Annotated in this window: 17 protein-coding genes; 12 read left to right on the forward strand and 5 right to left on the reverse strand. The window is 58.9% G+C overall.

The genetic code is table 11. The features are described from left to right. Positions 1 to 52: 52 nt before the first annotated feature. The 5 genes from choW (at position 53) to betA (ending at position 6,228) form a co-directional block, all read left to right on the forward strand. Positions 53 to 898 (forward strand): choline ABC transporter permease subunit, encoded by an 846-nt coding sequence (gene choW, locus AC1MEA_RS05235; RefSeq protein ID WP_219062368.1) that lies wholly within the window; start codon positions 53 to 55, stop codon positions 896 to 898. Beyond that, positions 895 to 2,073 carry a choline ABC transporter ATP-binding protein gene (gene choV, locus AC1MEA_RS05240; protein ID WP_449634059.1) on the forward strand — a complete coding sequence of 393 codons (1,179 nt, stop codon included), beginning with the start codon at positions 895 to 897 and terminating at the stop codon, positions 2,071 to 2,073. Before choW ends, choV begins: the two co-directional genes overlap by 4 nt. A gap of 196 nt (positions 2,074 to 2,269) precedes the next feature. Continuing rightward, positions 2,270 to 2,863, forward strand: a complete 594-nt coding sequence (gene betI, locus AC1MEA_RS05245) for a transcriptional regulator BetI (protein ID WP_219062366.1) — start codon at positions 2,270 to 2,272, stop codon at positions 2,861 to 2,863. A 105-nt stretch (positions 2,864 to 2,968) separates the two neighbouring features. Beyond that, entirely contained in the window at positions 2,969 to 4,441 is a 1,473-nt protein-coding gene (betB, locus tag AC1MEA_RS05250) for a betaine-aldehyde dehydrogenase (protein WP_480917028.1), read from the forward strand. Positions 4,442 to 4,524: 83 nt separating this feature from the next. Continuing rightward, positions 4,525 to 6,228: a choline dehydrogenase gene (betA, locus tag AC1MEA_RS05255; RefSeq protein WP_219064453.1), complete on the forward strand. Its 1,704-nt coding sequence runs from the start codon at positions 4,525 to 4,527 to the stop codon at positions 6,226 to 6,228. Between the two features lie 62 nt (positions 6,229 to 6,290). Here betA and AC1MEA_RS05260 read toward each other — a convergent pair whose 3' ends face one another. The 5 genes from AC1MEA_RS05260 to AC1MEA_RS05280 are packed head-to-tail and all read right to left on the reverse strand — an operon-like array spanning position 6,291 to position 13,500. After that, positions 6,291 to 7,283, reverse strand: a complete 993-nt coding sequence (locus tag AC1MEA_RS05260; protein ID WP_480917029.1) for a tetratricopeptide repeat protein — start codon at positions 7,281 to 7,283, stop codon at positions 6,291 to 6,293. 58 nt (positions 7,284 to 7,341) lie between these two features. Continuing rightward, positions 7,342 to 8,334 carry a tetratricopeptide repeat protein gene (locus AC1MEA_RS05265; protein WP_480917030.1) on the reverse strand — a complete coding sequence of 331 codons (993 nt, stop codon included), beginning with the start codon at positions 8,332 to 8,334 and terminating at the stop codon, positions 7,342 to 7,344. 59 nt (positions 8,335 to 8,393) lie between these two features. Continuing rightward, a complete protein-coding gene (locus tag AC1MEA_RS05270; RefSeq protein WP_480917031.1) occupies positions 8,394 to 9,386 on the reverse strand; it encodes a tetratricopeptide repeat protein in 993 nt (330 codons plus the stop codon). Next, the gene (locus tag AC1MEA_RS05275) at positions 9,371 to 12,682 is read right to left on the reverse strand and encodes a LysM peptidoglycan-binding domain-containing protein (RefSeq protein WP_480917032.1); all 3,312 of its coding nucleotides are present in this window, start codon (positions 12,680 to 12,682) and stop codon (positions 9,371 to 9,373) included. The genes AC1MEA_RS05270 and AC1MEA_RS05275 overlap by 16 nt, the downstream gene beginning before the upstream one ends. Next, positions 12,679 to 13,500: a hypothetical protein gene (locus AC1MEA_RS05280; RefSeq protein WP_480917033.1), complete on the reverse strand. Its 822-nt coding sequence runs from the start codon at positions 13,498 to 13,500 to the stop codon at positions 12,679 to 12,681. The genes AC1MEA_RS05275 and AC1MEA_RS05280 overlap by 4 nt, the downstream gene beginning before the upstream one ends. A gap of 374 nt (positions 13,501 to 13,874) precedes the next feature. Between AC1MEA_RS05280 and AC1MEA_RS05285 the strand changes: the two genes are divergently transcribed. The 7 genes from AC1MEA_RS05285 (at position 13,875) to yccS (ending at position 23,926) form a co-directional block, all read left to right on the forward strand. Beyond that, positions 13,875 to 14,528, forward strand: a complete 654-nt coding sequence (locus AC1MEA_RS05285) for an RraA family protein (protein WP_449634343.1) — start codon at positions 13,875 to 13,877, stop codon at positions 14,526 to 14,528. A 113-nt stretch (positions 14,529 to 14,641) separates the two neighbouring features. Then, positions 14,642 to 16,084, forward strand: coding sequence for a TldD/PmbA family protein (locus tag AC1MEA_RS05290; protein WP_480917034.1), 1,443 nt, complete (start codon positions 14,642 to 14,644; stop codon positions 16,082 to 16,084). Between the two features lie 8 nt (positions 16,085 to 16,092). Further along, positions 16,093 to 17,418, forward strand: coding sequence for a TldD/PmbA family protein (locus AC1MEA_RS05295; RefSeq protein WP_480918099.1), 1,326 nt, complete (start codon positions 16,093 to 16,095; stop codon positions 17,416 to 17,418). Between the two features lie 7 nt (positions 17,419 to 17,425). Beyond that, positions 17,426 to 18,856 carry a multidrug transporter subunit MdtD gene (mdtD, locus tag AC1MEA_RS05300; RefSeq protein ID WP_480917035.1) on the forward strand — a complete coding sequence of 477 codons (1,431 nt, stop codon included), beginning with the start codon at positions 17,426 to 17,428 and terminating at the stop codon, positions 18,854 to 18,856. 54 nt (positions 18,857 to 18,910) lie between these two features. Then, positions 18,911 to 20,290, forward strand: coding sequence for an ATP-dependent RNA helicase DbpA (gene dbpA / locus AC1MEA_RS05305; protein ID WP_219064461.1), 1,380 nt, complete (start codon positions 18,911 to 18,913; stop codon positions 20,288 to 20,290). Positions 20,291 to 20,418: 128 nt separating this feature from the next. Beyond that, on the forward strand, positions 20,419 to 21,597 hold the full coding sequence (locus tag AC1MEA_RS05310) for a BaiN/RdsA family NAD(P)/FAD-dependent oxidoreductase (RefSeq protein WP_480917036.1): 1,179 nt from the start codon (positions 20,419 to 20,421) through the stop codon (positions 21,595 to 21,597). A gap of 145 nt (positions 21,598 to 21,742) precedes the next feature. Beyond that, positions 21,743 to 23,926: a YccS family putative transporter gene (gene yccS / locus AC1MEA_RS05315; protein ID WP_449634347.1), complete on the forward strand. Its 2,184-nt coding sequence runs from the start codon at positions 21,743 to 21,745 to the stop codon at positions 23,924 to 23,926. Positions 23,927 to 23,930 lie beyond the last annotated feature (4 nt).

Here is a 23,930-nt window from a genome sequence, read left to right on the forward strand (position 1 = left end):
GTTCGCCCGCCTGCAGTTGTAAATATTCCCCCGCATGCGGACGTTCAATACCATGCTGACTGATCACAAAATCCCTCTAGGCCAGTACATCGCTGCCTTCGTCGAATGGCTGACGCAACATGGCGCCAACTATTTCGATGCGATCGCTTCGACACTGGAAACGATGATCCACGGCGTGACGTTCGCGCTGACCTGGTTCAATCCGCTGGCATTGATCGGCCTGATTGCTCTACTCGCTCACTTTATCCAGCGTAAATGGGGCCTGACCGCTTTTGTCATCATCTCGTTCCTGCTGATCCTCAACCTGGGGTACTGGCAGGAGACCATGGAGACCCTCGCCCAGGTGCTGTTCGCTACCTTTGTCTGTGTGCTGATTGGCGTACCGTTAGGCATCGTCGCCGCGCACAAACCGATGTTCTATACCGTCATGCGCCCGGTCCTCGACCTGATGCAGACTGTACCGACCTTCGTTTACCTCATTCCTACCCTGACCCTGTTCGGTCTGGGTGTGGTACCCGGCCTGATTTCCACGGTGGTGTTCGCGATTGCCGCGCCTATCCGCCTGACTTACCTGGGTATCCGCGATGTACCGCAAGAGTTGATGGACGCCGGTAAAGCCTTCGGCTGCTCGCGCCGTCAATTGCTCTCGCGCATTGAATTGCCCTATGCCATGCCGAGCATTGCAGCCGGTATCACCCAATGCATCATGTTGTCGTTGTCGATGGTTGTGATCGCGGCACTGGTAGGCGCCGACGGCTTGGGTAAACCCGTGGTCAACGCACTGAACACTGCTGATATCGCCCTGGGCTTCGAAGCAGGCCTGGCGATCGTACTGCTGGCGATCATGCTCGACCGTATCTGCAAACAACCTGACGCACAGGTAAGGGGTGACGCATGAGCATAATCCGCTTCGACAACGTAGACGTTGTCTTCGCCAGAGATCCACGTGAAGCCCTGAAACTGCTGGACCAAGGCCTGACACGTGATCAGATCCTGAAAAAGACCGGCCAGATCGTCGGTGTAGAGAAAGCCAGCCTCGATGTCGAGAAAGGCGAAATCTGCGTGCTGATGGGTCTCTCCGGCTCAGGCAAATCCAGTCTGTTGCGGTGTATCAACGGTTTGAACACCGTCAGCCGTGGCGCATTGTTCGTCGAGCACGAAGGCGCGCAAATCAATATCGCCTCGTGTACACCGGCCGAATTGAAGCTGATGCGCACCAAGCGTATCGCCATGGTCTTCCAGAAATTCGCCCTGATGCCTTGGCTGACGGTGCGCGAAAACATCAGCTTCGGTCTCGAGATGCAGGGTCGTCCCGAAAAAGAACGACGCACGCTGGTGGATGAAAAACTTGAGCTGGTGGGCTTGACCCAATGGCGCAATAAAAAGCCCGATGAGCTTTCCGGTGGCATGCAACAGCGCGTCGGCCTGGCCCGTGCGCTGGCGATGGACGCCGACATTCTGTTGATGGACGAACCCTTCTCGGCCCTCGACCCCCTGATTCGCCAGGGCTTGCAAGACGAGCTGCTGGAGCTGCAAAGCAAGCTGAACAAAACCATTGTGTTCGTGAGCCACGACCTTGATGAAGCGCTCAAGCTCGGCAGCCGGATCGCGATCATGAAGGACGGCCGGATCGTCCAGTACAGCGTGCCCGAAGAAATCGTGCTCAACCCTGCCGATGAGTATGTGCGCACGTTCGTCGCCCATACCAACCCGCTCAACGTCTTGTGCGGCCGCAGCTTGATGCGCACCGTGGACAACTGCACCCGCGTCAACGGCGAGATCTGCCTCGACCCGAGCGGTGACTCGTGGATTGGTCTGGCAGAAGGCAACACTATCAAGGGTGCTCGCCAAGGCGCAGCCAACCTCGACCTGCAAAACTGGACGCCAGGGCAACCCATGGAAGGCCTGCACCGTCGTCCGACGCTGGTGCATTCAGACATCGGCATGCGCGACGCGCTGCAAATCCGCTATCAGACTGGCAACAAGCTGGTCCTGCAAGAAGGCAACCGCGTGGTCGGCATCCTCGGCGACAGCGAGTTGTACCACGCATTACTCGGTAAGAATCTGGGCTGACACCCTCCGCTGTGGGAGCGGGCGAGCCTGCTCCCACCACTTTTCTCTCCTTTCATAACCCGAACATCAAGAACATCACCCCATAGTCGCAGCGGTTGTTTTTTATTGATTGAACGTTCAATCAAAACAAAATAGACTGCATCACCGCCAAATTGATCAAAACATGATCACTTGGCGACCTAAGGAGATGCTTGAAATGCCAAAGGTCGGTATGCAACCCATCCGCCGTCAACAGTTGATCCAGGCCACGCTAGAGGCGGTCGATCAGGTTGGGATGGGCGACGCCAGCATCGCGCTGATCGCACGATTGGCCGGTGTGTCGAACGGCATCATCAGCCACTACTTCAAAGACAAGAATGGCCTGATCGCAGCGACCATGCGCCATCTGATGAACGCCCTGATCGTGAACGTCAGCGAGCGACGCCTGGCACTCAGCGACAACAGCCCCCGGGCGCATCTTCAGGTGATTGTCGAAGGCAACTTCGACGCCAGCCAGGTTAACGGCCCGGCGATGAAAACCTGGCTGGCCTTTTGGGCCGCCAGCATGCACCAGCCGTCATTGCACAGGTTGCAGCGGATCAACGATCACCGCCTGTATTCAAACCTGTGCTGCCAGTTCCGCCGGGTACTGCCGTTGCCTCAAGCGCGCAGTGCTGCCCGCGGCCTGGCGGCTTTGATCGACGGATTATGGTTGCGTGGCGCGCTGTCGGGAGATGCTTTCGACACCGAGCAGGCGCAACAGATCGCTTACGAATACATGGACCAGCAACTGGCGAAGCAGGCGAGCTAGAGCACAAACAGCATCAGCCCCTGAACTGTCACTGACCCGCGTTGCCACAACTAATGGCACCTGATCAGTGTGAGCGCCAAACCACACCGCACTTGCGAGGACACTATGGCCCGTTTCGAACTGCAAAAACTCTACATCGACGGCGGTTACGTCGACGCCAGTGGCGACGCCACTTTCGAATCCATCAACCCGGCTAATGGCGAAGTCCTTGCCACCGTGCAGCGCGCGACCAAAGAAGACGTCGAGCGTGCGGTTGTGAGTGCCGAAAAAGGTCAGAAAATCTGGGCCGCGATGACGGCCATGCAGCGCTCGCGCATCCTGCGTCGTGCGGTGGATATTTTGCGTGAGCGCAACGATCAACTGGCCGATCTGGAAACCCTGGACACCGGGAAATCGATTTCCGAAACCCGTTACGTCGACATCGTCACCGGCGCCGACGTGCTGGAGTATTACGCAGGCCTGGTCCCGGCCATCGAAGGCGAACAAATCCCGCTACGCACCTCTTCGTTTGTCTATACCCGCCGCGAGCCGCTGGGTGTGGTCGCCGGGATCGGCGCCTGGAACTACCCGATCCAGATCGCCCTGTGGAAGTCCGCCCCAGCCCTGGCGGCCGGCAACGCGATGATCTTCAAACCGAGCGAAGTCACGTCGTTGACTACCCTGAAGCTGGCCGAGATCTACACCGAAGCCGGTGTTCCGGACGGCGTATTCAACGTTCTGACCGGCAGTGGCCGTGAAGTGGGCACCTGGCTGACCGAACACCCGCGTATCGAAAAGATTTCGTTCACCGGTGGCACCGACACCGGCAAGAAAGTCATGGCCAGCGCGTCGAGCTCGTCGCTCAAAGACGTGACCATGGAGCTGGGTGGCAAGTCGCCGCTGATCATTTTCGACGACGCCGATCTGGACCGCGCAGCCGACATCGCGATGATGGCCAACTTCTACAGTTCCGGTCAGGTGTGCACCAACGGTACTCGGGTGTTCGTACCGAGCGCGTTGAAAGCCGCCTTCGAAGCCAAAATCGTCGAGCGCGTCAAGCGCATCCGCGTCGGCAGCCCGCAGGATGAAAACACCAACTTCGGCCCGCTGGTGAGCTTCGCCCACATGGAAAGCGTGCTGGGCTACATAGCCAAAGGCAAAGAAGAAGGCGCTCGCCTGCTGTGCGGCGGCGAACGGTTGACTGAAGGTGAATTGGCCAAAGGCGCATTCGTTTCAGCCACCGTATTCACCGATTGCACCGACGAGATGACCATCGTCCGCGAAGAAATCTTTGGCCCGGTCATGAGCATCCTCAGCTACGACACCGAGGAAGAAGTGATCCGCCGCGCCAACGATACTGAATTCGGTCTGGCCGCAGGGGTCGTCACCAAAGACCTGAACCGCGCCCACCGCGTCATTCACCAGCTCGAAGCCGGTATCTGCTGGATCAATGCCTGGGGCGAGTCAGCCGCAGAAATGCCGGTCGGTGGCTACAAGCAGTCGGGCGTGGGTCGTGAAAACGGCATCAGCTCGCTGGCGCAGTACACCCGCATCAAGTCCGTACAAGTTGAACTGGGCGATTACGCGTCGGTGTTCTGACATCCCACTGGCCGCCTTCGCGAATACTTTCGCGAAGGCGGCACATCTGACACACCCCCGCCCATTAACAGAGGGTGCATTTAATGTCCCAAGCATTCGATTACATCATCATCGGGGCCGGCTCTGCCGGTAACACCCTGGCGGCCCGTCTGACCGAAGACCCCGGCGTCACCGTGCTGCTGCTCGAAGCAGGCGGACCGGACTATCGCTTCGACTTCCGTACCCAAATGCCTGCGGCGCTGGCCTTCCCGCTTCAGGGCCGTCGCTACAACTGGGCGTACGAAACCGATCCAGAACCGCACATGGACAACCGCCGCATGGAATGTGGTCGGGGCAAGGGCCTGGGTGGTTCTTCGCTGATCAACGGCATGTGCTACATCCGTGGCAACGCGATGGACTACGACGGCTGGTCGAAAACCCCCGGCCTTGAAGACTGGAGCTACCTCGACTGCCTGCCGTATTTCCGCAAGGCGGAAACCCGCGATATCGGCCCGAACGACTACCACGGTGGCGACGGTCCGGTCAGCGTGACCACGCCTAAAGCCGGTAACAACCCCCTCTTCCACGCCATGGTCGAAGCCGGTGTGCAAGCCGGTTACCCGCGTACAGACGACCTGAACGGTTATCAGCAGGAAGGCTTCGGCCCGATGGACCGCACCGTGACGCCCAATGGCCGTCGCGCCAGCACCGCTCGCGGTTACCTCGATCAAGCCAAAAAGCGCTCGACCCTGACCATCGTCACCCACGCCCTGACCGACCGGATTCTGTTCGACGGCAAGCGTGCAGTCGGCGTGTCTTACATGGTCGGCGACAGCGATACCCGTATCGAAGCCAAAGCGCGCAAAGAAGTGTTGCTGTGCAGCGGCGCCATCGGTTCGCCGCAGATTCTGCAGCGCTCCGGCGTCGGCCCGGCCGCACTGCTCGAGAGCCTGGACATCCCGGTGGTTCACGACCTGCCAGGTGTGGGCGAGAACCTCCAGGATCACCTGGAAATGTACCTGCAGTACGCCTGCACCCAGCCGGTTTCGCTGTACCCCTCACTGCTGTGGTGGAACCAGCCGGCCATTGGCGCAGAGTGGATGTTCCTCGGCACCGGCATCGGCGCCAGCAACCAGTTCGAAGCAGGCGGTTTCATTCGCTCGCGAGAAGAATTCGAGTGGCCGAACATTCAGTACCACTTCCTGCCGGTCGCGATTAACTACAACGGCAGCAACGGCGTGAAAGAACATGGCTTCCAGGCGCACGTCGGCTCCATGCGCTCGCCGAGCCGTGGTCGCGTGCAGCTGAAATCCAAAAATCCGCGCGAGTACCCGAGCATCCTTTTCAACTACATGGCCACCGAGCAGGACTGGCAAGAGTTCCGCGACGGCATCCGCCTGACCCGGGAAATCATGCAGCAGCCAGCGCTGGACCCGTACCGTGGCCGTGAAATCAGCCCGGGCATCGACGTGCAGACGGATGAGCAACTCGATCAGTTCGTGCGTGAACATGCCGAAACGGCGTTCCACCCCTCTTGCTCGTGCAAGATGGGCACCGACGAGCTGGCCGTGGTCGATGGTGACGGTCGTGTGCATGGGGTGCAGGGTTTGCGTGTGGTGGACGCGTCGATCATGCCGCTGATCACCACCGGCAACCTCAACGCCCCCACGATCATGATCGCCGAAAAAATCGCCGACAAAATCCGTGGCCGGTCTCCCCTGCCCCGCAGCACGGCGGTCTACTATGTGGCCGGCGACAAGCCTGCACGCGGCAAACCGCTGCGTGAAGTGAGCCGTACGGCGCAGTAAGCCTGCCTGACGCGGTGTGTCCTGCACCCGCGTCAGACCCTTCACGCCCTGCCCAGCTGGCATCAATACCCGTACTTAGGGGGGAATCTCGACAGCGGCGGATGGGTTTTTGCCCACTCTTTGGCGTAGACCTTGCCGGCTTCTATTTGTTCGGGGGTCATTTTTTCGGCGACCTTGGGCAGTACTTGCCCTCCGTAACCCGGCGATGACGACCCTCTGCCGGGATCTGCTTCTGCCATAAGCAGTGTCAGACCGTAGGCTTTTACCAGATCAAGCGGGTAGCCGACTTCGTCGGGCATATGAGCAGTCCACGCGGCGTAACTAGACATAGAACCAAAGTGACCGGCCTCGGCTGCTTTTTCTGTCCAATAACCAGCACCTTTGAGATCTCCAAATTTTTGCAGTAAATCGGCATAGCTACTCATACCCGGCGCATAGCCACTTTCCGCCGAGGCCCGGTACCATTTCTCGATTTCCTTTTTCCGGTTGCCGGGGATCAGAAAAGTGCCAACACCTTCTTTATATAAAGAGCCGAGCCATTCCTGCGCATCAGGGAAGCCGGACTCCGCTGCTTTGACTAACCAATCAAAATGACCGGTTATCATGAAAAGTTGCTGCATGGCCTCACCATCCCCCTGAGCGGCTCTTTCTTTGGCCAGTGAGCGTGCGCTTTCCAGCCACTCTTGAGGTGTTTTTATATCTGGCGGACAATTCTCCATGATGTGACAAAGGTCATCATTTTTATCGGATAATCGCATCATTGAATAGATATCGCCTTTTTCAGCGGCGGCTTCGTACAGTTCCTGAGATCTCGGCGTTATAACTTTTTGGTTCCGCCTTAGAATTTCAGCCAAGTAATACTGTGACTCCGTGTCTCCAGCCTCGGCTGATATTTCAAGGAAGGGGCTTGCCTTTGCACTCTTGATCATATTTAAGAAAAATAGACCTTGGCTGCGCGCCTCTTCTTGCTCGGGTGTTAATTGAGCCCAAGCACTGTTACAGACGATAAATAGCGTGAAGATCGTCTTTGTGAAATCAACAAACATTCTATGCATGCAGTTGCCATCCATAGTAATGGGCGCTTAATTTTTGGAATGAAGCGCCCAGTGACTATTAATATCCGTACCTAGGCGGGAATCTCGACAGCGGCGGATGGGTTTTCGCCCACTCTTTGGCGTAGGCCTTGCCGGCCTCGATTTGTTCGGGGGTCATTTTGGCGGCGACCTTGGGCAGTACTTGCCCTCCGTAGCCCGGCGATGACGGCCCGCTGCCGGGATCTGCTTCTGCCATGAGCAACGTCAGGCCGTAGGCTTTTACCAGATCAAGCGGGTAACCGACTTTATCGGGCATATGTGCTGCCCAAGCGGCATAGTCGGACATGGCACCAAAGTCTCCGGCTTTGGCCGATTTCTCAATCCAGTAAGCAAACCCTTGACGATCTCCGCGTGCATTAAGAAAGTCGGCGTAACTGTTCATACCCGGCGCATAGCCACTTTCCGCCGAGGTCCGGTACCATTTCTCGATTTCTTTTTCCCGATTGCCGGGGATCAGGAAAGTGCCAAAGCCATCTTCGTATATCCCTCCGAGTCTGTATTGAGCTCTTGGGAACCCCGACTCTGCTGCCATGGTTAACCAGTCGAATTTACCGGTCAGTAAAAAAAGCTGGTACATCGCTTCGGTGTTGCCTTGACTCACCCGTTCCTTAGCCAGTTCACGAGCGGTTTCCGACCACTGCTGAGGTGTTTTTATATCAGGCGGGCAATTCTCCATGATGTGACAGAGGTCATCACCTTTATCGGCCAATCGCATCATGGCGTAAATATCACCTTTTTCGGCGGCGGCTTCGTACAGCGCTTGCGCCTCGGCGGTAATATGTTTTTTTCGGAGCCGTATAAGTTCTGCCAGATAATACTGGGCTTCCCCATCACCGGCCTTGGCGGCTATTTCCAAATAAGGCTTCGCGGTAAACCCCCTCATCATATTGTATGAAAATATTCCTTTAATCCGCGCTTCCTCTTGCGCGGGTGTCAATTGAGCCCAAGCACTGTTACAGACGATAAATAGCGTGAAGATCGTCTTTGCGAAACCAACAAACATTTTATGCATGCAGTTGCCATCCATAGTAATGGGCGATTCATCTTTTGGAATGAAGCGCCCAGCGACTATTAAAATCCGTACTTCGGGGGGAATCTCGACAGCGGCGGATGGGTTTTCGCCCACTCTTTGGCGTACGCCTTGCCGGCTTCGATTTGTCCGGGGGTCATTTTGGCTGCGACCCTTGGCAGTACTTGCCCTCCGTAGCCAGGCGATGACGGTCCACTGCCGGGGTCCGCTTCTGCCATGAGCAGTGTTAGCCCATAGGCTTTTACCAGATCAAGCGGATAGCCGACTTCGTCGGGCATATGTGCCGCCCAAGCCGCATAGTCGGACATGGCACCAAAGTCTCCGGCTTTGGCCGATTGCTCAATCCAGTAAGCAAACCCTTGACGATCTCCGCGTGCATTCAGAAAGTCGGCGTAACTGTTCATACCGGGTGGATAGCCGCCTTCCGCCGAGGCCTTGTACCATTTCTCGATTTCCTTTTTCCGGTTACCGGGGATCAGGAAAGTGCCAAAGCCATCTTCGTATATCCCTCCGAGCCTGTATTGAGCCCTTGGAAAGCCGGACTCTGCTGCCTGGGTTAGCCAGTCGAATTTACCGGTCAGTAAAAAAAGTTGGTACATCGCTTCGGTGTCGCCTTGACTCACCCGTTCCTTAGCCAGTTCACGAGCGGTTTCCGACCACTGCTGAGGTGTTTTTATATCAGGCGGACAATTCTCCATGATGTGACAAAGGTCATCACCTTTATCGGCCAACCGCATCATGGCGTAAATATCGCCTTTTTCAGCGGCGGCTTCGTACAGCGCTTGCGTCTCGAAGTTGATATATTTTTTTCTCGTTCGGATGATTTCCGCCAAGTAATACTGTGATTCCCCATCTCCGGCCTTTGCGGATATTTCAAGAAAAGGCCTGGCTGTATAGTCATCATTCATATTATAGAAAAACACACCTTTAGCCCGCGCCTCCTCTTGCGCGGGTGTCAATTGAGCCCAAGCGCAATGACTGAACAGCAACAGCAGTCCGGTTATTTTCACTGCGACAATCAATATTTTGGCCATGGTGCCAGCTCCGTCCCTGCATCTGGGTCCCAGCATTTTGTCATTGATGCAAAATCACAGGCAGTGTCCATCGCCTCGCCCAATCGATGCCTCGCTTTTCTATAACGTTCCTGCATGCTTCTATCTTGTTGTCGCTCACCAGCATTTGCCGCCATGAAATTACTCATCCGGTATACATTTTCACAATAAATAAACCCGGGATTTTCCGGCTTATTAAAGGATGAAAAACGCAGCACTGCTTTGCCAAACCGCTCTTGTGCCGACGCAAGATTTTCATAGCCTATCGTATTGTATGAGCCTGCCATGGCACTTTCATAGATGGCGCTTAAAACGATTTCGATCGCGTACTGTTGAACTAAGTGAGCCTCTCGACGGTTGTATTCTTTTTTGCGATCTCCCTCATCAACAGTAAAGGCTTTCGGCGTACTCAAGAGCGTATCCAGCAGCGACCCCAACCCCTCTGGCGTCAAGGTTGAGTACCATTGCTTAAACTCCGAGTTATTTTCGTTACGGACAACATCCCGCGCCATCGGCCCTGCCCGCCCCCCGGCCTTTATCGCGTCATACACCCGACTCACAACGTTATACCCCCGCAAGAACGCCCACTGCATGTCCACACCCAGCGCGCTAAGCAGTTGCAGTTTGCTGAAGTACGCGAAGGCCTCCGGTTGTACCCAGACCATTTTCTTATAGTTGTTTTCAACCAGGGCTTTATTGAAGATATCCAGGATCTGGATAATCGCCTTGTAGCCCACGACGAAGTTGAAAGCGCCTTGCACGCCAACACCGGCGACAGCGGAGGCGTTCATGCGCAGGATCACGTAGCCGTTTTGCAGGGACAGGTTAAGCCCGGCCTTGGTGCCGACACCTAATGCGGCGGAGGCGTCGATGCCCAGGGTGGCGAGTTCCAGCCAACCGTCGTTGTCGACGTGTTTCTTGAAGATCGGGTGGCGCAGGGTCAGCAGGTCGTCGGGCGGCGCCCAGAGCAGTGAGCCATTGATTTTGACCCCACCCTGTACGCCAGCGAACAGGTTGAACTGTCCGCCGAGGAGGTCGTCGTGGCGGATGTAGGGTCTCAGGCCGGTTTCTGCGCGGCTGAGGCGGCGCTCCGCGTCGCGGCCGGTGTCCAGGCCTAGGTCGTCGTTTTCCTGTTTGTTCGGGCCCACACGCAGGTTGGCGCTGAGCATCATTGAGGCGCCGGCGAAGCCCCAGGCCTTGATGCTGCCGGTCAGGCAAACCTTTCCGAACTTGACGATACCGTCTGCGACTTTCTGGCCCTGGTCGTCGTTCTCGTTTTTGTAGCTCAGTGTCATGTTTTCCGCGTCAGCCCGCCCAGGCAACTCAAACGAGGCCACCTCAATTTCGCCCTGCGCCAGATTGACATCCATTGTCACGTTGGCCGACGCGCCCAGGCCTTTTTTCAGGCTGACGCTGGGGGCGAGGACTTGGCTGGCGAGTTGCACGCTGCTTGGGGCCGGGGTCAAGCAGCGGATCAAGCGCGCTTGCGGGCTGTTATCGAACAAGCGCAACGGGCCGAGGGTGCTTTGCTTGAACAGTATCTGGCGCAGGTCTTCACCCCACGCGTCGAAGGTGGCGTCGTCGCGCAGGTTCTCGATGTAGATCTGTTCGTTCTTGATGTAGCGCTTGAACGTTTCAGGCTGGAAAAAGCCGTTGCGGTCGAACCAGCCGTCCTGGATTTCAATGGGCCGAGCGTCGTTCATTTTCAGCCAGGAGGTGAACAGGTCCGGGTCGGCACTCGTATTGCCCGCAGTCACTTTGACGGTGGGGTCTTTGGCTTGGGCCAGTGCTTTGTTCAGGTCTTCCTTGAGCAGGTCACGGGTGCGTTGGTTGAGGTGGTTGAGTACGTCGGTGAGGCTCAAGTGGCGCAGGCGTGTGCGCTCGGTAGGCACGCTGATTTCTCGCAACGGAAAGTGGGTACGCACCAGCCGTTGTTGCGGTTGTGGCGCGAAGGTCTCGGGGTTCCAGAGCAGATGACGCAGGGGTTTGGAATGTTTGACGAACGCTTCGGCCTTTTTCTTCAGCGCCTGCTCTTGGGCTTCAAGTGCCTGCCACTGCACGGCTTCCGTGGAGAACAGGCTGCTCGGAGGCTGTTGTTTGGCAACATTGACCCAATTGTCGAATGATTTTTCGACGTGTTGATCCAAGGCTGCTTTTTGCCTGAGCAAGGCGTGGTATTTCTCGTACGCCTCAAACCCTTGCTGAATCTCCCCGCTGTCGCCTTGCAGGGCGTACTCGGGCAAGGCCAGGCCGTAGGCGGCGGCTTCGAGAAGGGTTTTTGTGAATTCGGAATAGTGAAATTGCTTTCTATGTGTCAACAGCCACTGCTCGGCATCCAAACGTAGCGGCGCGTTTCGGTTGTAGGTGTATTTCAGATCGGCTTTTAGCGTGTCGTATTCCTTTTGAAACTCAGCTATTTGCTCCTGACTAAAGTGCGGCTTACCAAGATCCACCAGAATCTGGCGCTGTTTGAGGTAGCGCTGGATGATCTCGCGAGCGTTCATCGCCTCGGCGCTGTACAGATGACCGTCTTCAAAACTGTAGCCGCGTTCGCGGGCGATTTTATGGCCCTTGGCATCGAGTGCAGCGTGTTGCTGACGCAATGGCTGATAAGCACGCTGCCGTTCACCTACGTACTTGCGCTGTTCGCCCGACATGTTCGGCGTGTTATCGATATTCAGGCCGTTCTGCGCTTTGGCCTCTGCTTGTGTGCGTTCAATCTCGCCCCTGATCGTCGACAGCTCATGCTCGATTTCCAGATACCGCTGACTGTCCTGAGCATCGAGAAAGCTGCTGGTTTTGGGTTCAAGAAAGGGCTCCAGCAGACCCGCGCTATTCAGGGCGTTGATGCGTGAGTCGGGATCAGTGGTCAGCAGTTTTTTTTGCAGACCATCGGCAGCGGCGACCAGCGTGTTGAGGGTGTGTTCGCGCAGCAGCCAGAAGCGCTCCTGGCCGACTTCGTAAATAACGTCGGCGTAATGGGTGTCTCGCGTGCACGGCTGCTCGCCGCAGAAATTGACGGTGCAGTGTTCAGGCGGCGCGGCAACGGGATCGAGGTGCAACACCTCCAGGGCGCGGGTGTCTGGTGCGGGCGGCGGGCTGTCCGCCGCGGGTGCGTCGGCGGTGTCAGGCACGTTCAGTGTCCAACCCGTGCGGATGTAGTTCGGGTTGTTGATAAAGGGATTGAGGCGCCGTAATTCGTCGACACTGCTGTTCAATCGCTGCGCGAGACCGCTGAGGGTGTCGTCTTCCTGGACGGTATAAATGTGAGTGGTCATGGCTGTAATCCCTGTAGCAACTGCTCGACCCGACGGTGTGGCCGCTCGCGCGAGGTAAGGATCGGGAGCAGGTCTTCGCGCTCACGCATGTCGCCGTGGGTGAGCAGCGCAGACAACTGCAACAGGTCACGGTCGATGCCGATGCCGTGCTTCACGAAGAAGTTGAGGTTGGTGACTACGCGGGGCAGTTCGTGGTCTGGTACCTGGGCAAAGTGCAGCGGGTTCTGCCGTAACCAGTGCAGCCAGCGGATGTCCTTGTAGGTCGAGTACAGGGTCTCCGGGAAAGCGAGGGGATATTCGCAGAGCCCTGCGGCGGGTGTTTCGGCTTTCCAGGCATGCCACTGGCGTGATGCGGGATTAACGCCAGGAACCGGGGTGTAAACCTCACTCCACGGCCCGAACAGGCAGGCGTGTTGCCGGGTGTTTTCCATTGCCAGCGCGGCCCAGATAGCGGGGTCGTGGATCGACAATACATTCGGCGGGGTCATGCTCAGTAATGTTCGGGCATGCGCCAGTGCCTGCGCCGGGTCAGTGCAGGTCAAAGCCATGCCGGCGGGGCGTTGATGACACACCTCCGCCAGCCCGTCGACGCACGCGGCGTTGACCACAAACCAGGAGGGCCCTTGGGCCATGCGCGCCTGAAACGGCGTGCCGAACCACAGCTGGTCAACGTTGTACTGCGCGCCTTGCTGCATCAGTACCGTCCATGCGGCAGGCGCGTGGGCGGCTTCGATAAGGAACGCTATCTTCTGCCCCTGTTCCAGACGAGGCCCGTTCAGGGCGGGACGGTCAAGAAACCGGATGATCGCGTCAGACATAAGCCGTCCTTTGATAGGTCTGCCAGAAAGGGCGAAACATGCCGTGGATGACGAACGGGTTCAATGCGGGGGGATACGAAGGAGACGTTTCCGGTGTGGTTTGAGGATGAGTCCTACATCGACGACGAGAGGGTGGGTAGCGTCTGCAGCATTTGCTGCCAGTCTGGACTTTATAGGCGCGCCGCTACGACGCTCAACAGATGACCGTAATGGCCCCCGCACCTGACCGCACTTGATCCTGACCTGTGCGCAGGCCTAATCTATTGCCACGCAAACGATCAACCCCTGCTTCAATCGACGCGCCAGCCCTGACTGGCCACGAGGCTTTTTCTATGTTTGATGTAGTGTCTTCGAGCTTATGGCCCACGGGCTATATGATCAACCCAAACGCTGAACCCCTCGATCCGAAATGGCTGCAAGCCTTCAGCAAGATTCCCGCCGCAGCAGTCAGCGACTGCCTGGGCCGCAATGTCGGCGGTCTGGGGCTCAAAGCATTCCATGGCAATACCCCGATGCTCGGCAGCGCCCTGACCGTGCGCGTTCGCCCTGGCGATAACCTGATGATCCTCAAAGCCATGCAAATGGCCCGTCCCGGCGATGTGCTAGTCATCGACGGCAGCGCCGACCTGACCCGTGCAGTGTTCGGCGGAATCATGCGCGCCATGGCACTCAAGGCCGGCATCGTCGGCGTGGTCATCAACGGCGCCCTGCGCGACCTCGATGAGTGGCAGACCGGCGAGCTTCCGGCTTATGCCATCGGCGGCGTACACCGCGGCCCGAGTACCGACGGTGGCGGCGAAATCAACGTACCGATTTCCTGCGCTGGCATGCTGGTCATGCCCGGCGACTTGATGATCGGCGACGGTGACGGCGTAGTCGCCGCCGCTCGCAGTGAACTGGCCGAACTGCTGGTGCGCTGCCACGACCTGCTGGCGCGCGAAAAGGCCACGCTGGAAGCGATCCAGGCCGGCACGCTGGACAAGGACCGTTTCGACGCAATTCTGCGCAGCAAGGGTTGCCCGGTTTAAAGCTGTTCAGGCTGAACCTATAACCCTGTCCGCTATTTAGCGACCGCGATGCGGTCGATCGCAGGCAAGCGCGCTCACACATCGGCGATGCCCGCAAAAAGGAGCCTCTCTGCATGTTCGATTTCTCCGCTCAGCTCAAGCAGCGGTTTGCCGCCTTGCAGAGTCGCGCCGAATTTTTCTCGCTGCGTTACGTCCGGCAAACCAGCCAACACCTGTCGGTACGCAAAAACGTCGCCGAGCCCCCACACCTGAGCAGCGACGAAGGCGCGATGTTGACGGTGCGGATCAACGGCGTCGAAGCCTACGCCGCGACTAACGATGTCTCGCAACGCGGGCTACAGACCGCGCTGGAAAAAGCCGAGCAACACGCTCTGCATCTTGCACCCCACGCCCTCCTGGATCTGCGCGACCAGCCGGTGTCCAGCAGCCGCGCCGATTATCTTTCGCCCAACCTCAGCGACGTTTTTCCATCGCTGAGTGAGTGCTACCAATTACTGGGCGCAGAGTCCGCCGCCGTGCCCGCCGACAAACGTCTGGTGAGCTGGCAGGTCAGCCTTGGCCTGGAGAACGTCGAGCAGATTTATCTAAACAGCGCCGGTGCCGAGATTCGTCAGGCCCAGCGTTACGTCTACCCGGGAATGAGCGTCACTGCTTACGACGGCCAGGACAGCCAGACCCGCAGCCTTGGCCGCGACAACTTTGGCCAGCAAGGCGGCGCCGAAGTCATCGCCAACTGTGGGCTGATTGGCGCGGCAGCACAGGTCGCCGATCAGGCCTTGCAACTGATCATGGCCCCCAACACCCCGTCGGGACCGCGCGACCTGCTGCTGACACCGGACCAGATGATTCTGCAAATCCACGAATCCATCGGCCACCCGCTGGAACTGGACCGCATTCTCGGCGACGAGCGTAATTACGCGGGCACCAGCTTTGTCAAAACCAGTGACTTCGGCAGCCTGCAATACGGCTCGGAACTGCTCAACGTGACCTTTAACCCGGACATACCCGAACAGCTCGCCAGCTACGCGTATGACGACGACGGCACGCCAGCGAACAAAGCGTTTCTGATCCGCGAAGGCTTGCTGATTCGGCCACTGGGCGGCGCGTTGTCGCAATACCGCTCCGGCATGGAAGGGGTCGCCAACAGCCGCGCATGCAGCTGGAACCGTCCGCCCATCGACCGCATGGCCAATCTGAATATCGAGCCCGGCGACCAGTCGCTCGCACAACTGATCGGTGGCATCGAGCACGGCATCCTGATGTCGACCAACCGCTCCTGGTCGATTGATGACGCACGCAATAAATTCCAGTTCGGGTGCGAATGGGGTCAATTGATCGAAAACGGCGAACTCAAAGGCGTGGTCAAAAACCCGAACTATCGGGCCATTTCCGCGCACTTCTGGCGCAACCTCAGCGCTGTTGGCGATGCCAGTACCTTCGAGGTCCTTGGCACGCCCAACTGCGGCAAAGGCGAACCTAATCAGGTGGTCCGCGTCGGCCATGCTTCACCCGCCTGTGTATTTTCCCGGGTCGATGTTTTCGGAGGGGATGCGTGATGGCGCAGATGACTCAGCAACAGCAGTTCGAAGCACTGGTCGAGTGGCTGCGCAGCGCGATCACCGAACAGGAAACCTTCACCCTCGGCTACAACGCCGAAGCCTCTGAGTTCATTCGTTTCAACCACGCCAAAGTGCGTCAGGCCGGGCATGTGCAACAGGCCAGTCTGAACGTCAAATTGATCGACGACGGACGACACGCCGACCTGCACCTGACCTTGGCGGGCGATGCTCAGGTCGATCAGGCGCGCTTGGCCGAGGCGCTGCAACAATTGCGCGAAACGTTGGTCTTGCTGCCGCAGGATCCCTATCTGTTGCCCAACACCGACGCCTGGCAGATCAGCAACAGCCAGAACCCGCCGCTGCCGGACACCGCACGTGTACTTGAACACATCAGTGAACTGGCTGAAGGCCTGGACCTGGTGGGCTTTTACGCCGCAGGCCCACTGTATAGGGGGTTTGCCAGCTCCTGGGGCGCGCTGGGCTGGCATCAGGCCAACAGTTTCAACTTCGACTGGAGCCTGTTCCACGCCAACGGTCAGGCCGTCAAAGCCAACTACGCAGGCCACGCCTGGGACGCTGCGACCTTCGCCCGGCGCTTCCAGCAGGCGCGCGAGCAGCTTGAGTTCCTCGACCAGCCGTTGCGCACCCTGGCGCCCGGCCAGTACCGCGCCTATCTGGCCCCCGCAGCGCTGGATGAAATCATCGGCATGCTGTGCTGGGGCGGGTTTTCCGCAGAAGCGCTGGCCAGCAAGACCAGCCCGTTGCAACGGTTGTACAACGGCGACGCCCGGCTCAACCCGTTGGTGAGTCTGGACGAACAGGTGACCGGCTCACTGTCACCGGCGTTCTCCGGCGAAGGGTATCCGCGCCGGGATCTGCCGCTGATCAACGCGGGCCTCGCCCAGGAACAACTGGTGGGTTCACGCAGCGCGGCAGAGTATGGCCTGACCGCCAACGGTGCTGGCGGAGGCGAATCGCCAAGTGCATTGAGCATGGCGGCCGGTACGCTGGCGCTGGAGCAGGTACTCAAACAGCTCGGTACCGGGCTCTACATCAGCAACCTTTGGTACCTCAACTTCTCCGACCAATCGGCCGCACGGCTGACCGGGATGACCCGCTTCGCCACGTTCTGGGTCGAGAACGGCGAGATTCAGGCGCCCGTCAGTACCATGCGTTTCGACGACAGCGCCTACAGCCTGCTGGGGACCGCCCTCGAAGCATTGACCTGCGAGCGGGAACTGATTCTGTCCGCCAGCACCTACAGTCAACGCCAGACAGCTTCAAGCCTGCTGCCGGGCGCCTTGATCAGCCGATTGACCCTCACGCTCTAAGGATCGTATGCCGAACAGCACACCGCTTCTGGATGCTCGAACCCTGCGTTGGCTGCCCTGGGTCGTCGCGATTGCGTTTTTCATGCAAAGCCTCGACGGCACGATCCTTAACACCGCGTTGCCGGCCATGGCCCGTTCCCTGGCCGAAGACCCATTGCGCATGCAGTCGGTAGTGATCGCGTACATGCTCACGGTGGCCTTGCTGATTCCAGCATCGGGCTGGATCGCGGACCGGTTCGGCATCAAGCGGATTTTCTTTGGCGCGATTCTGTTGTTCAGCCTGGGCTCACTGCTGTGTGCGCTGTCCGGCTCACTGAGCATGCTGGTGGCCGCCCGCGTGGTTCAGGGCCTGGGCGGTGCATTGATGGTGCCCATCGGCCGCTTGATTGTGTTGCGCGCCTACCCCCGCTCGGAGCTGGTGCGGATCATGAGTTTCATCACGGTGCCTGGCCTGCTCGGCCCGTTGCTGGGGCCTACCCTGGGTGGCTGGATCGTCGAGTACCTGAGCTGGCACTGGATTTTCCTGATCAACCTGCCCGTGGGCCTGCTCGGCTGTTACGCAGTCAAAACCCTCGTGCCGGACCTGCAAGGCGGTGGTCGAACACGCTTCGACGGCGTCGGCTTTGCGCTGTTCGGTGCGTCGATGGTGCTGATCACCATCGCCCTCGAAGGCTTGGGCGAACTTCACCTGCCGCACATGCGCGTGGTGTTGCTACTGTTTGGCGGCATGGCCTGTCTGGCGGCTTACTGGCTGCGGGCCGGGAACATCGATTACCCCTTGTTCGCACCGGCGCTGTTCCGAACCCGGTCCTTCGCCGTGGGGATTTTTGGCAACCTGTTCTCCCGGCTGGGCAGCGGTGCCCTGCCATTCCTGGTGCCGTTGCTGTTGCAAGTGGCCCTCGGTTATTCGCCTTCCAAGGCCGGGATGAGCATGATCCCGCTGGCCATCGCCGCCATGCTCACCAAGCCGGTGGCACGCCCGCTGATTGAACGCCTCGGTTACCGTGTGGTGCTGACTGGCAACACGTTTCTGCTGGGTGCGCTGCTGGCGAGTCTGGCGCTGGTCGACGCACAGACCTCCTATTGGGTGCTGCTGGTCCATCTCGGCTTGATGGGCGCGGTGAATTCGCTGCAGTTCACCGCGATGAACGCCGTGACCCTGATCGACCTCGACGATGCCAGCGCCGCCAGCGGTAACAGCCTGCTGTCCGTGGTGGCGCAGTTGTCCTTGAGCCTTGGGGTGGCCTGCGCGGCCGCGTTGCTGGGCGGTTTTACCGACGACGTGACCCGCGGCGAAGTGAGCAGCCTGTTGGGCGCGTTCCAAATGACCTTCCTCAGTGTTGGCGTGCTGTCGATGCTGGCCGCCGGGATTTTCTTGCAGCTGCCGCCCAAGGGGAGTCAGGGTGCTCCTCGTCCGGAACCAGAGATCGAGCATTAATGCTGGCCCGCGACCTGATACACTGCGCGACATTTTGTTTTGCAGGCCCGTCCCGTGACTAGCACCGCTTTTAACTCACTGCCTCTTTCCGCACCCATGTTGGCTAACCTGGAGTCCCTTGGTTATGCCGAGATGACGCCGATTCAGGCACAGAGCCTGCCGGTGATTCTCAAGGGCATGGACCTGATTGCCCAGGCCAAGACCGGCAGTGGCAAGACCGCTGCATTCGGCATCGGCCTGCTCAACCCGATCAACCCGCGCTTCTTCGGTTGCCAGGCGTTGGTGCTGTGCCCAACCCGTGAGCTGGCCGACCAGGTGGCGAAGGAAATCCGCCGTCTGGCGCGCTCCGAAGACAACATCAAGGTCCTGACCCTGTGCGGCGGCGTGCCGTTCGGCCCGCAGATCGGCTCTCTGGAACACGGCGCACACATCATCGTCGGCACTCCGGGACGCATTCAGCAGCACCTGCGCAAGGGCTCGCTGGTCCTCGACGGTCTGAACACGCTGATCCTCGACGAAGCCGACCGCATGCTCGACATGGGCTTCTACGACTCGATCGAGAACATCATCGAGCAGACCCCGGCCAAGCGTCAGACCCTGCTGTTTTCGGCGACCTACCCGACCGGGATCAAGCAGCTGTCCTCGAAGTTCATGCGCACGCCGCAAACGGTCAAGGTCGAAGCCTTGCACGCGGACAGCCAGATCGAGCAGCACTTCTACGAAATCACCCCGGAGCAACGTCTTGAAGCTGTGGTGAAGGTCCTCGGGCATTTCCGCCCTCAGTCCTGTGTCGCGTTCTGCTTCACCAAGCAGCAATGCCAGGAAGTGGTCGATCACCTGACCGCCAAAGGCATTTCCGCCGTCGGCCTGCACGGCGATCTGGAACAGCGCGATCGGGATCAAGTCCTGGCGATGTTTGCCAACCGCAGCACCTCGGTGCTGGTTGCGACCGATGTCGCGGCGCGTGGTCTGGATATCGACGCACTGGACATGGTGCTCAACGTCGAACTGGCACGGGACTCGGAAATGCACATTCACCGGGTTGGCCGTACCGGTCGCGCCGGCGAGAAAGGCCTGGCGATCAGCCTGGTTGCACCGTCCGAAGCACACCGTGCCCGAGCCATCGAAGACGTGCAGAGATCTCCGCTGAAGTGGGAGCAACTGGACGAACTGAAAAGCAAAGGCGGCGCACCGCTGCAACCGACCATGACCACGCTGATGATCGGCGCGGGCCGTAAGGATAAGGTTCGCCCTGGCGACATTCTTGGTGCCTTGACCGGCGATGCCGGCATTCCCGGCACCCAGGTCGGTAAAATCGCCATTTTCGATTTCCAGGCGTATGTAGCCGTCGAAAGCGTCGTGGCCATGCAAGCGCTGGAGCGCTTGAACAACGGCAAAATCAAAGGCCGCTCGCTGCGCGTGCGGATTTTGTAAGAACCGCCGAAAAGCTTCGCGGATAAATCCGCTCCTGCAATGGAATGAGTTTCCCTGTAGGAGCGGATTTATCCGCGAAGACGTCATATCAAACACCGAAGATTTAACTGCTCTTTGAGGATTCTGCTTTGCCCGTTACTGACGTTGTGATCATCGGCGCTGGCGCCGCAGGCTTGATGTGCGCGCTGACCGCGGCCAATCGTGGGCGCAAGGTGATGCTGATCGATCACGCGAACAAGGCTGGCAAGAAAATCCTCATGTCTGGCGGCGGACGCTGCAATTTCACCAATATGTACACCGAGCCCGGCAACTTCCTCTCGCAAAACCCGCACTTCTGCAAATCCGCCCTGGCGCGTTATACCCAATGGGATTTCATCGCCCTGGTGGCCAAGCATGGCGTGGCGTACCACGAGAAAAAGCTCGGTCAGTTGTTCTGCGATAACAAGTCCAGCGACATCCTCGACATGCTGCTCAACGAATGCGAACAGGCCGGCGTCAGCCTGCATCTGGACACGTCAGTGCAGAACATCGAAAAAACCGACACCGGTTACAGCCTGAATACCACGGCGGGCGTGTTGAATTGCCAGTCGTTGGTCGTCGCCACTGGCGGCCTGTCGATTCCGACGCTGGGGGCTACCGGCTTCGGTTATCAAGTGGGCAAGCAGTTCGGCCATACCTTGCTGCCGACCCGTGCCGGGTTGGTGCCGTTCACCATCACCGACCAACTCAAAGCGCTGTGCACCGAGTTGTCCGGCACATCGGTGGATTGCCTGGTCAGCTGCAACGACACAAGCTTTCGCGAAAACATCCTGTTCACCCATCGCGGCCTCAGCGGGCCGGCGATTTTGCAGATATCTTCGTTCTGGCAATCAGGCGAAACGGTCGTCATCAACCTGATGCCGGACCACGATGTGCCGAGCTGGCTGCTGCAACAACAAGCCGAACGGCCCAACAGCGAACTGAAAACCCTGCTTGGCGAAATCTTCACCAAGAAAATGGCCAACCTGATCGCCGAGCACTGGTTCGTTTCCAAACCGATGAAGCAGTACACCCCGAGCGAACTCAGCGATATCGCCGAAAAACTGGCGTGCTGGCAGGTGGTGCCCGCAGGCACCGAAGGCTATCGCACGGCGGAAGTGACCCTCGGCGGAATAGACACCCGCGAAGTGTCGTCCAAGACCATGGAGTCGCTGAAATCGCCAGGGCTGTATTTCATTGGCGAAGTGCTGGACGTCAGTGGGCATCTGGGCGGTTTCAACTTTCAGTGGGCCTGGGCCTCGGCCTATGCGGCCGCGCAATACGTCTGACAGGGTGTCGCGGTGAGCGGCAAAGATCGACCCCGGAATAAATTTTGCTAAAGCTCATGTACAGCCCTCGATTGGCGCTGTACATACTTAGCTGAATCCAGCTGAATGCTTAAAGAAACCAGCGAACAAGGCCGTTAGCTCACCTATGTCATCGACTTCCTTTCGTCATACGCTCCGTCGTTTGTGGGCGCTGGATAAGTTCAGCTACAGCGTGCGGGTGTTTATTGCGCTGACCGGCAGCATGGCGCTGTGCTGGTATCAGAATGAAATGGGCCTGCTGATCCCGGTGTTCCTGGGGATTATCGCCAGCGCCCTGGCCGAAACCGATGACAGCTGGCAGGGTCGCCTGAACGCGCTGGCAGTGACGCTGGTGTGTTTCAGCGTCGCGTCGCTTGCGGTCGAGCTGCTATTCCCCTACCCCCTGATTTTTGTCTTTGCGCTGGCGCTGGCCGCCTTTGGCCTGACCATGCTCGGCGCCCTGGGCGAACGTTATGGTGCCATCGCTTCTGCCACGCTGATTCTGTCGGTGTACACCATGATCGGCGTGGATCAGCGCGGGGGCGAGGTCAACGATTTCTGGCACGAACCCATGCTGCTGGTCGCCGGCGCCGCCTGGTACGGGCTGCTGTCGGTGCTGTGGCAAATGCTGTTTTCCAATCAGCCGGTACAGCAGAGCCTGGCCCGCCTGTTTCGTGAGTTGGGGCGGTACCTGGAGCTCAAGGCGACGCTGTTCGAACCCGTCAGACAGCTCGACATTGAAAGGCGCCGACTGAAACTGGCGCAGCAGAACGGTCGCGTCGTCGCGGCCCTGAATGCCGCCAAGGAAATCATCCTGCACCGCGTCGGCGATGGTCCGCCCGGCGCCAAGGTCAGCCGCTATCTGAAGCTGTACTTTCTCGCCCAGGACATTCACGAGCGCGCCAGTTCGTCGCATTACCCCTACAACGCGTTGGCCGAAGCGTTCTTCCACAGTGATGTGCTGTTCCGCTGCTTGCGCTTGCTGCGCCAACAGGGGGTCGCCTGCCGCTTGCTGTCGGAGTCGATCCAGTTGCGTCAGCCCTTCATCTACGACGAGGGCTTTGCCCACGCGCTGGAAGACTTGCACGCCTCGCTGGAGTACTTGCGCACCCAGAACAACCCGGCATGGCGCGGGCTCCTGCGTTCTTTACGCGCTCTGGCCGCGAACCTGGGCACCCTCGATCGCCTGATCAAAGATGCCAGCAACCCCGACAGCCTGGCCGACGCCACAGACAGCAGCCTGCTGGACCGCTCGCCTCACACCCTCAAGGACGTGTGGAATCGCTTGCGCCTGCAAATGACCCCCACCTCGCTGCTGTTCCGCCATGCCTTGCGCCTGCCATTGGCGTTGAGCATCGGTTACGGCATGGTGCACTTGGTGCATCCGACGCAGGGTTATTGGATCATTCTGACGACGCTGTTCGTCTGCCAACCCAACTACGGCGCAACCCGACGCAAACTGGTTCAGCGGATCAGTGGCACGGCGATAGGCCTGACTGCAGGATGGGCGTTGTTCGATCTATTCCCCAGCCCGCTGGTTCAAGCGATGTTCGCCGTGGTCGCCGGCGTGGTGTTCTTCGTCAACCGAACCACCCGCTACACCCTGTCGACGGCGGCAATCACCTTGATGGTGTTGTTCTGCTTCAATCAGGTGGGCGACAGTTACGGGCTGTTCCTTCCACGGTTGTTCGACACCTTGCTCGGAAGCTTGATTGCCGGGCTGACCGTGTTCCTGTTCCTCCCGGACTGGCAGGGGCGGCGCTTGAATAAAGTGCTGGCGAACACCCTGACCTGCAACAGCATTTACCTGCGCCAGATCATGCAGCAGTACGCCAGCGGTAAAACGGATGACCTGACGTACCGTCTGGCCCGGCGCAACGCGCACAACGCCGATGCAGCGCTGTCCACCACCTTGGCTAACATGCTGATGGAGCCGGGGCACTTCCGCAAAGAAGCCGACGTAGGCTTTCGCTTTCTGGTGTTGTCGCACACGTTGCTGAGCTACCTCTCAGGCTTGGGCGCGCACCGCGAAACCCAGTTGCCGGCCGAAGTACGCGAGCATTTGATTGAGGGTGCTGCGGCAAGCCTGGCAGCGAGCATTGATGAAATCGCCCAAAGCCTGGCCAATAAACAACCGGTAGCGATCCAGAGCGATGCCGAAGAAGCGCTGGCCAGCGATCTGGAGCACATGCCCGATGACATGGACGAAAGTCAGCGATTGGTGCAAACCCAACTCGCATTGATCGGCCGGCAACTGGGACCGCTGCGGACATTGGCTGCGCACTTGATCAAAGAGCCAGCAGAAGCCTGAAACG

This window comes from Pseudomonas sp. ASL8 (assembly GCF_056680355.1).

Bases quoted from the DNA above. Each gene is read 5' to 3' on its own strand.
- mdtD (WP_480917035.1), top strand. From the start codon at position 17,426: ATGCCGAACAGCACACCGCTTCTGGATGCTCGAACCCTGCGTTGGCTG.
- AC1MEA_RS05270 (WP_480917031.1), bottom strand. From the start codon at position 9,386: ATGGCCAAAATATTGATTGTCGCAGTGAAAATAACCGGACTGCTGTTG.
- AC1MEA_RS05260 (WP_480917029.1), bottom strand. From the start codon at position 7,283: ATGCATAGAATGTTTGTTGATTTCACAAAGACGATCTTCACGCTATTT.
- AC1MEA_RS05285 (WP_449634343.1), top strand. From the start codon at position 13,875: ATGATCAACCCAAACGCTGAACCCCTCGATCCGAAATGGCTGCAAGCC.
- AC1MEA_RS05280 (WP_480917033.1), bottom strand. From the start codon at position 13,500: ATGTCTGACGCGATCATCCGGTTTCTTGACCGTCCCGCCCTGAACGGG.
- AC1MEA_RS05290 (WP_480917034.1), top strand. From the start codon at position 14,642: ATGTTCGATTTCTCCGCTCAGCTCAAGCAGCGGTTTGCCGCCTTGCAG.
- AC1MEA_RS05275 (WP_480917032.1), bottom strand. From the start codon at position 12,682: ATGACCACTCACATTTATACCGTCCAGGAAGACGACACCCTCAGCGGT.
- yccS (WP_449634347.1), top strand. From the start codon at position 21,743: ATGTCATCGACTTCCTTTCGTCATACGCTCCGTCGTTTGTGGGCGCTG.
- betA (WP_219064453.1), top strand. From the start codon at position 4,525: ATGTCCCAAGCATTCGATTACATCATCATCGGGGCCGGCTCTGCCGGT.
- betI (WP_219062366.1), top strand. From the start codon at position 2,270: ATGCCAAAGGTCGGTATGCAACCCATCCGCCGTCAACAGTTGATCCAG.
- AC1MEA_RS05295 (WP_480918099.1), top strand. From the start codon at position 16,093: ATGACTCAGCAACAGCAGTTCGAAGCACTGGTCGAGTGGCTGCGCAGC.
- betB (WP_480917028.1), top strand. From the start codon at position 2,969: ATGGCCCGTTTCGAACTGCAAAAACTCTACATCGACGGCGGTTACGTC.
- choV (WP_449634059.1), top strand. From the start codon at position 895: ATGAGCATAATCCGCTTCGACAACGTAGACGTTGTCTTCGCCAGAGAT.
- AC1MEA_RS05265 (WP_480917030.1), bottom strand. From the start codon at position 8,334: ATGCATAAAATGTTTGTTGGTTTCGCAAAGACGATCTTCACGCTATTT.
- choW (WP_219062368.1), top strand. From the start codon at position 53: ATGCTGACTGATCACAAAATCCCTCTAGGCCAGTACATCGCTGCCTTC.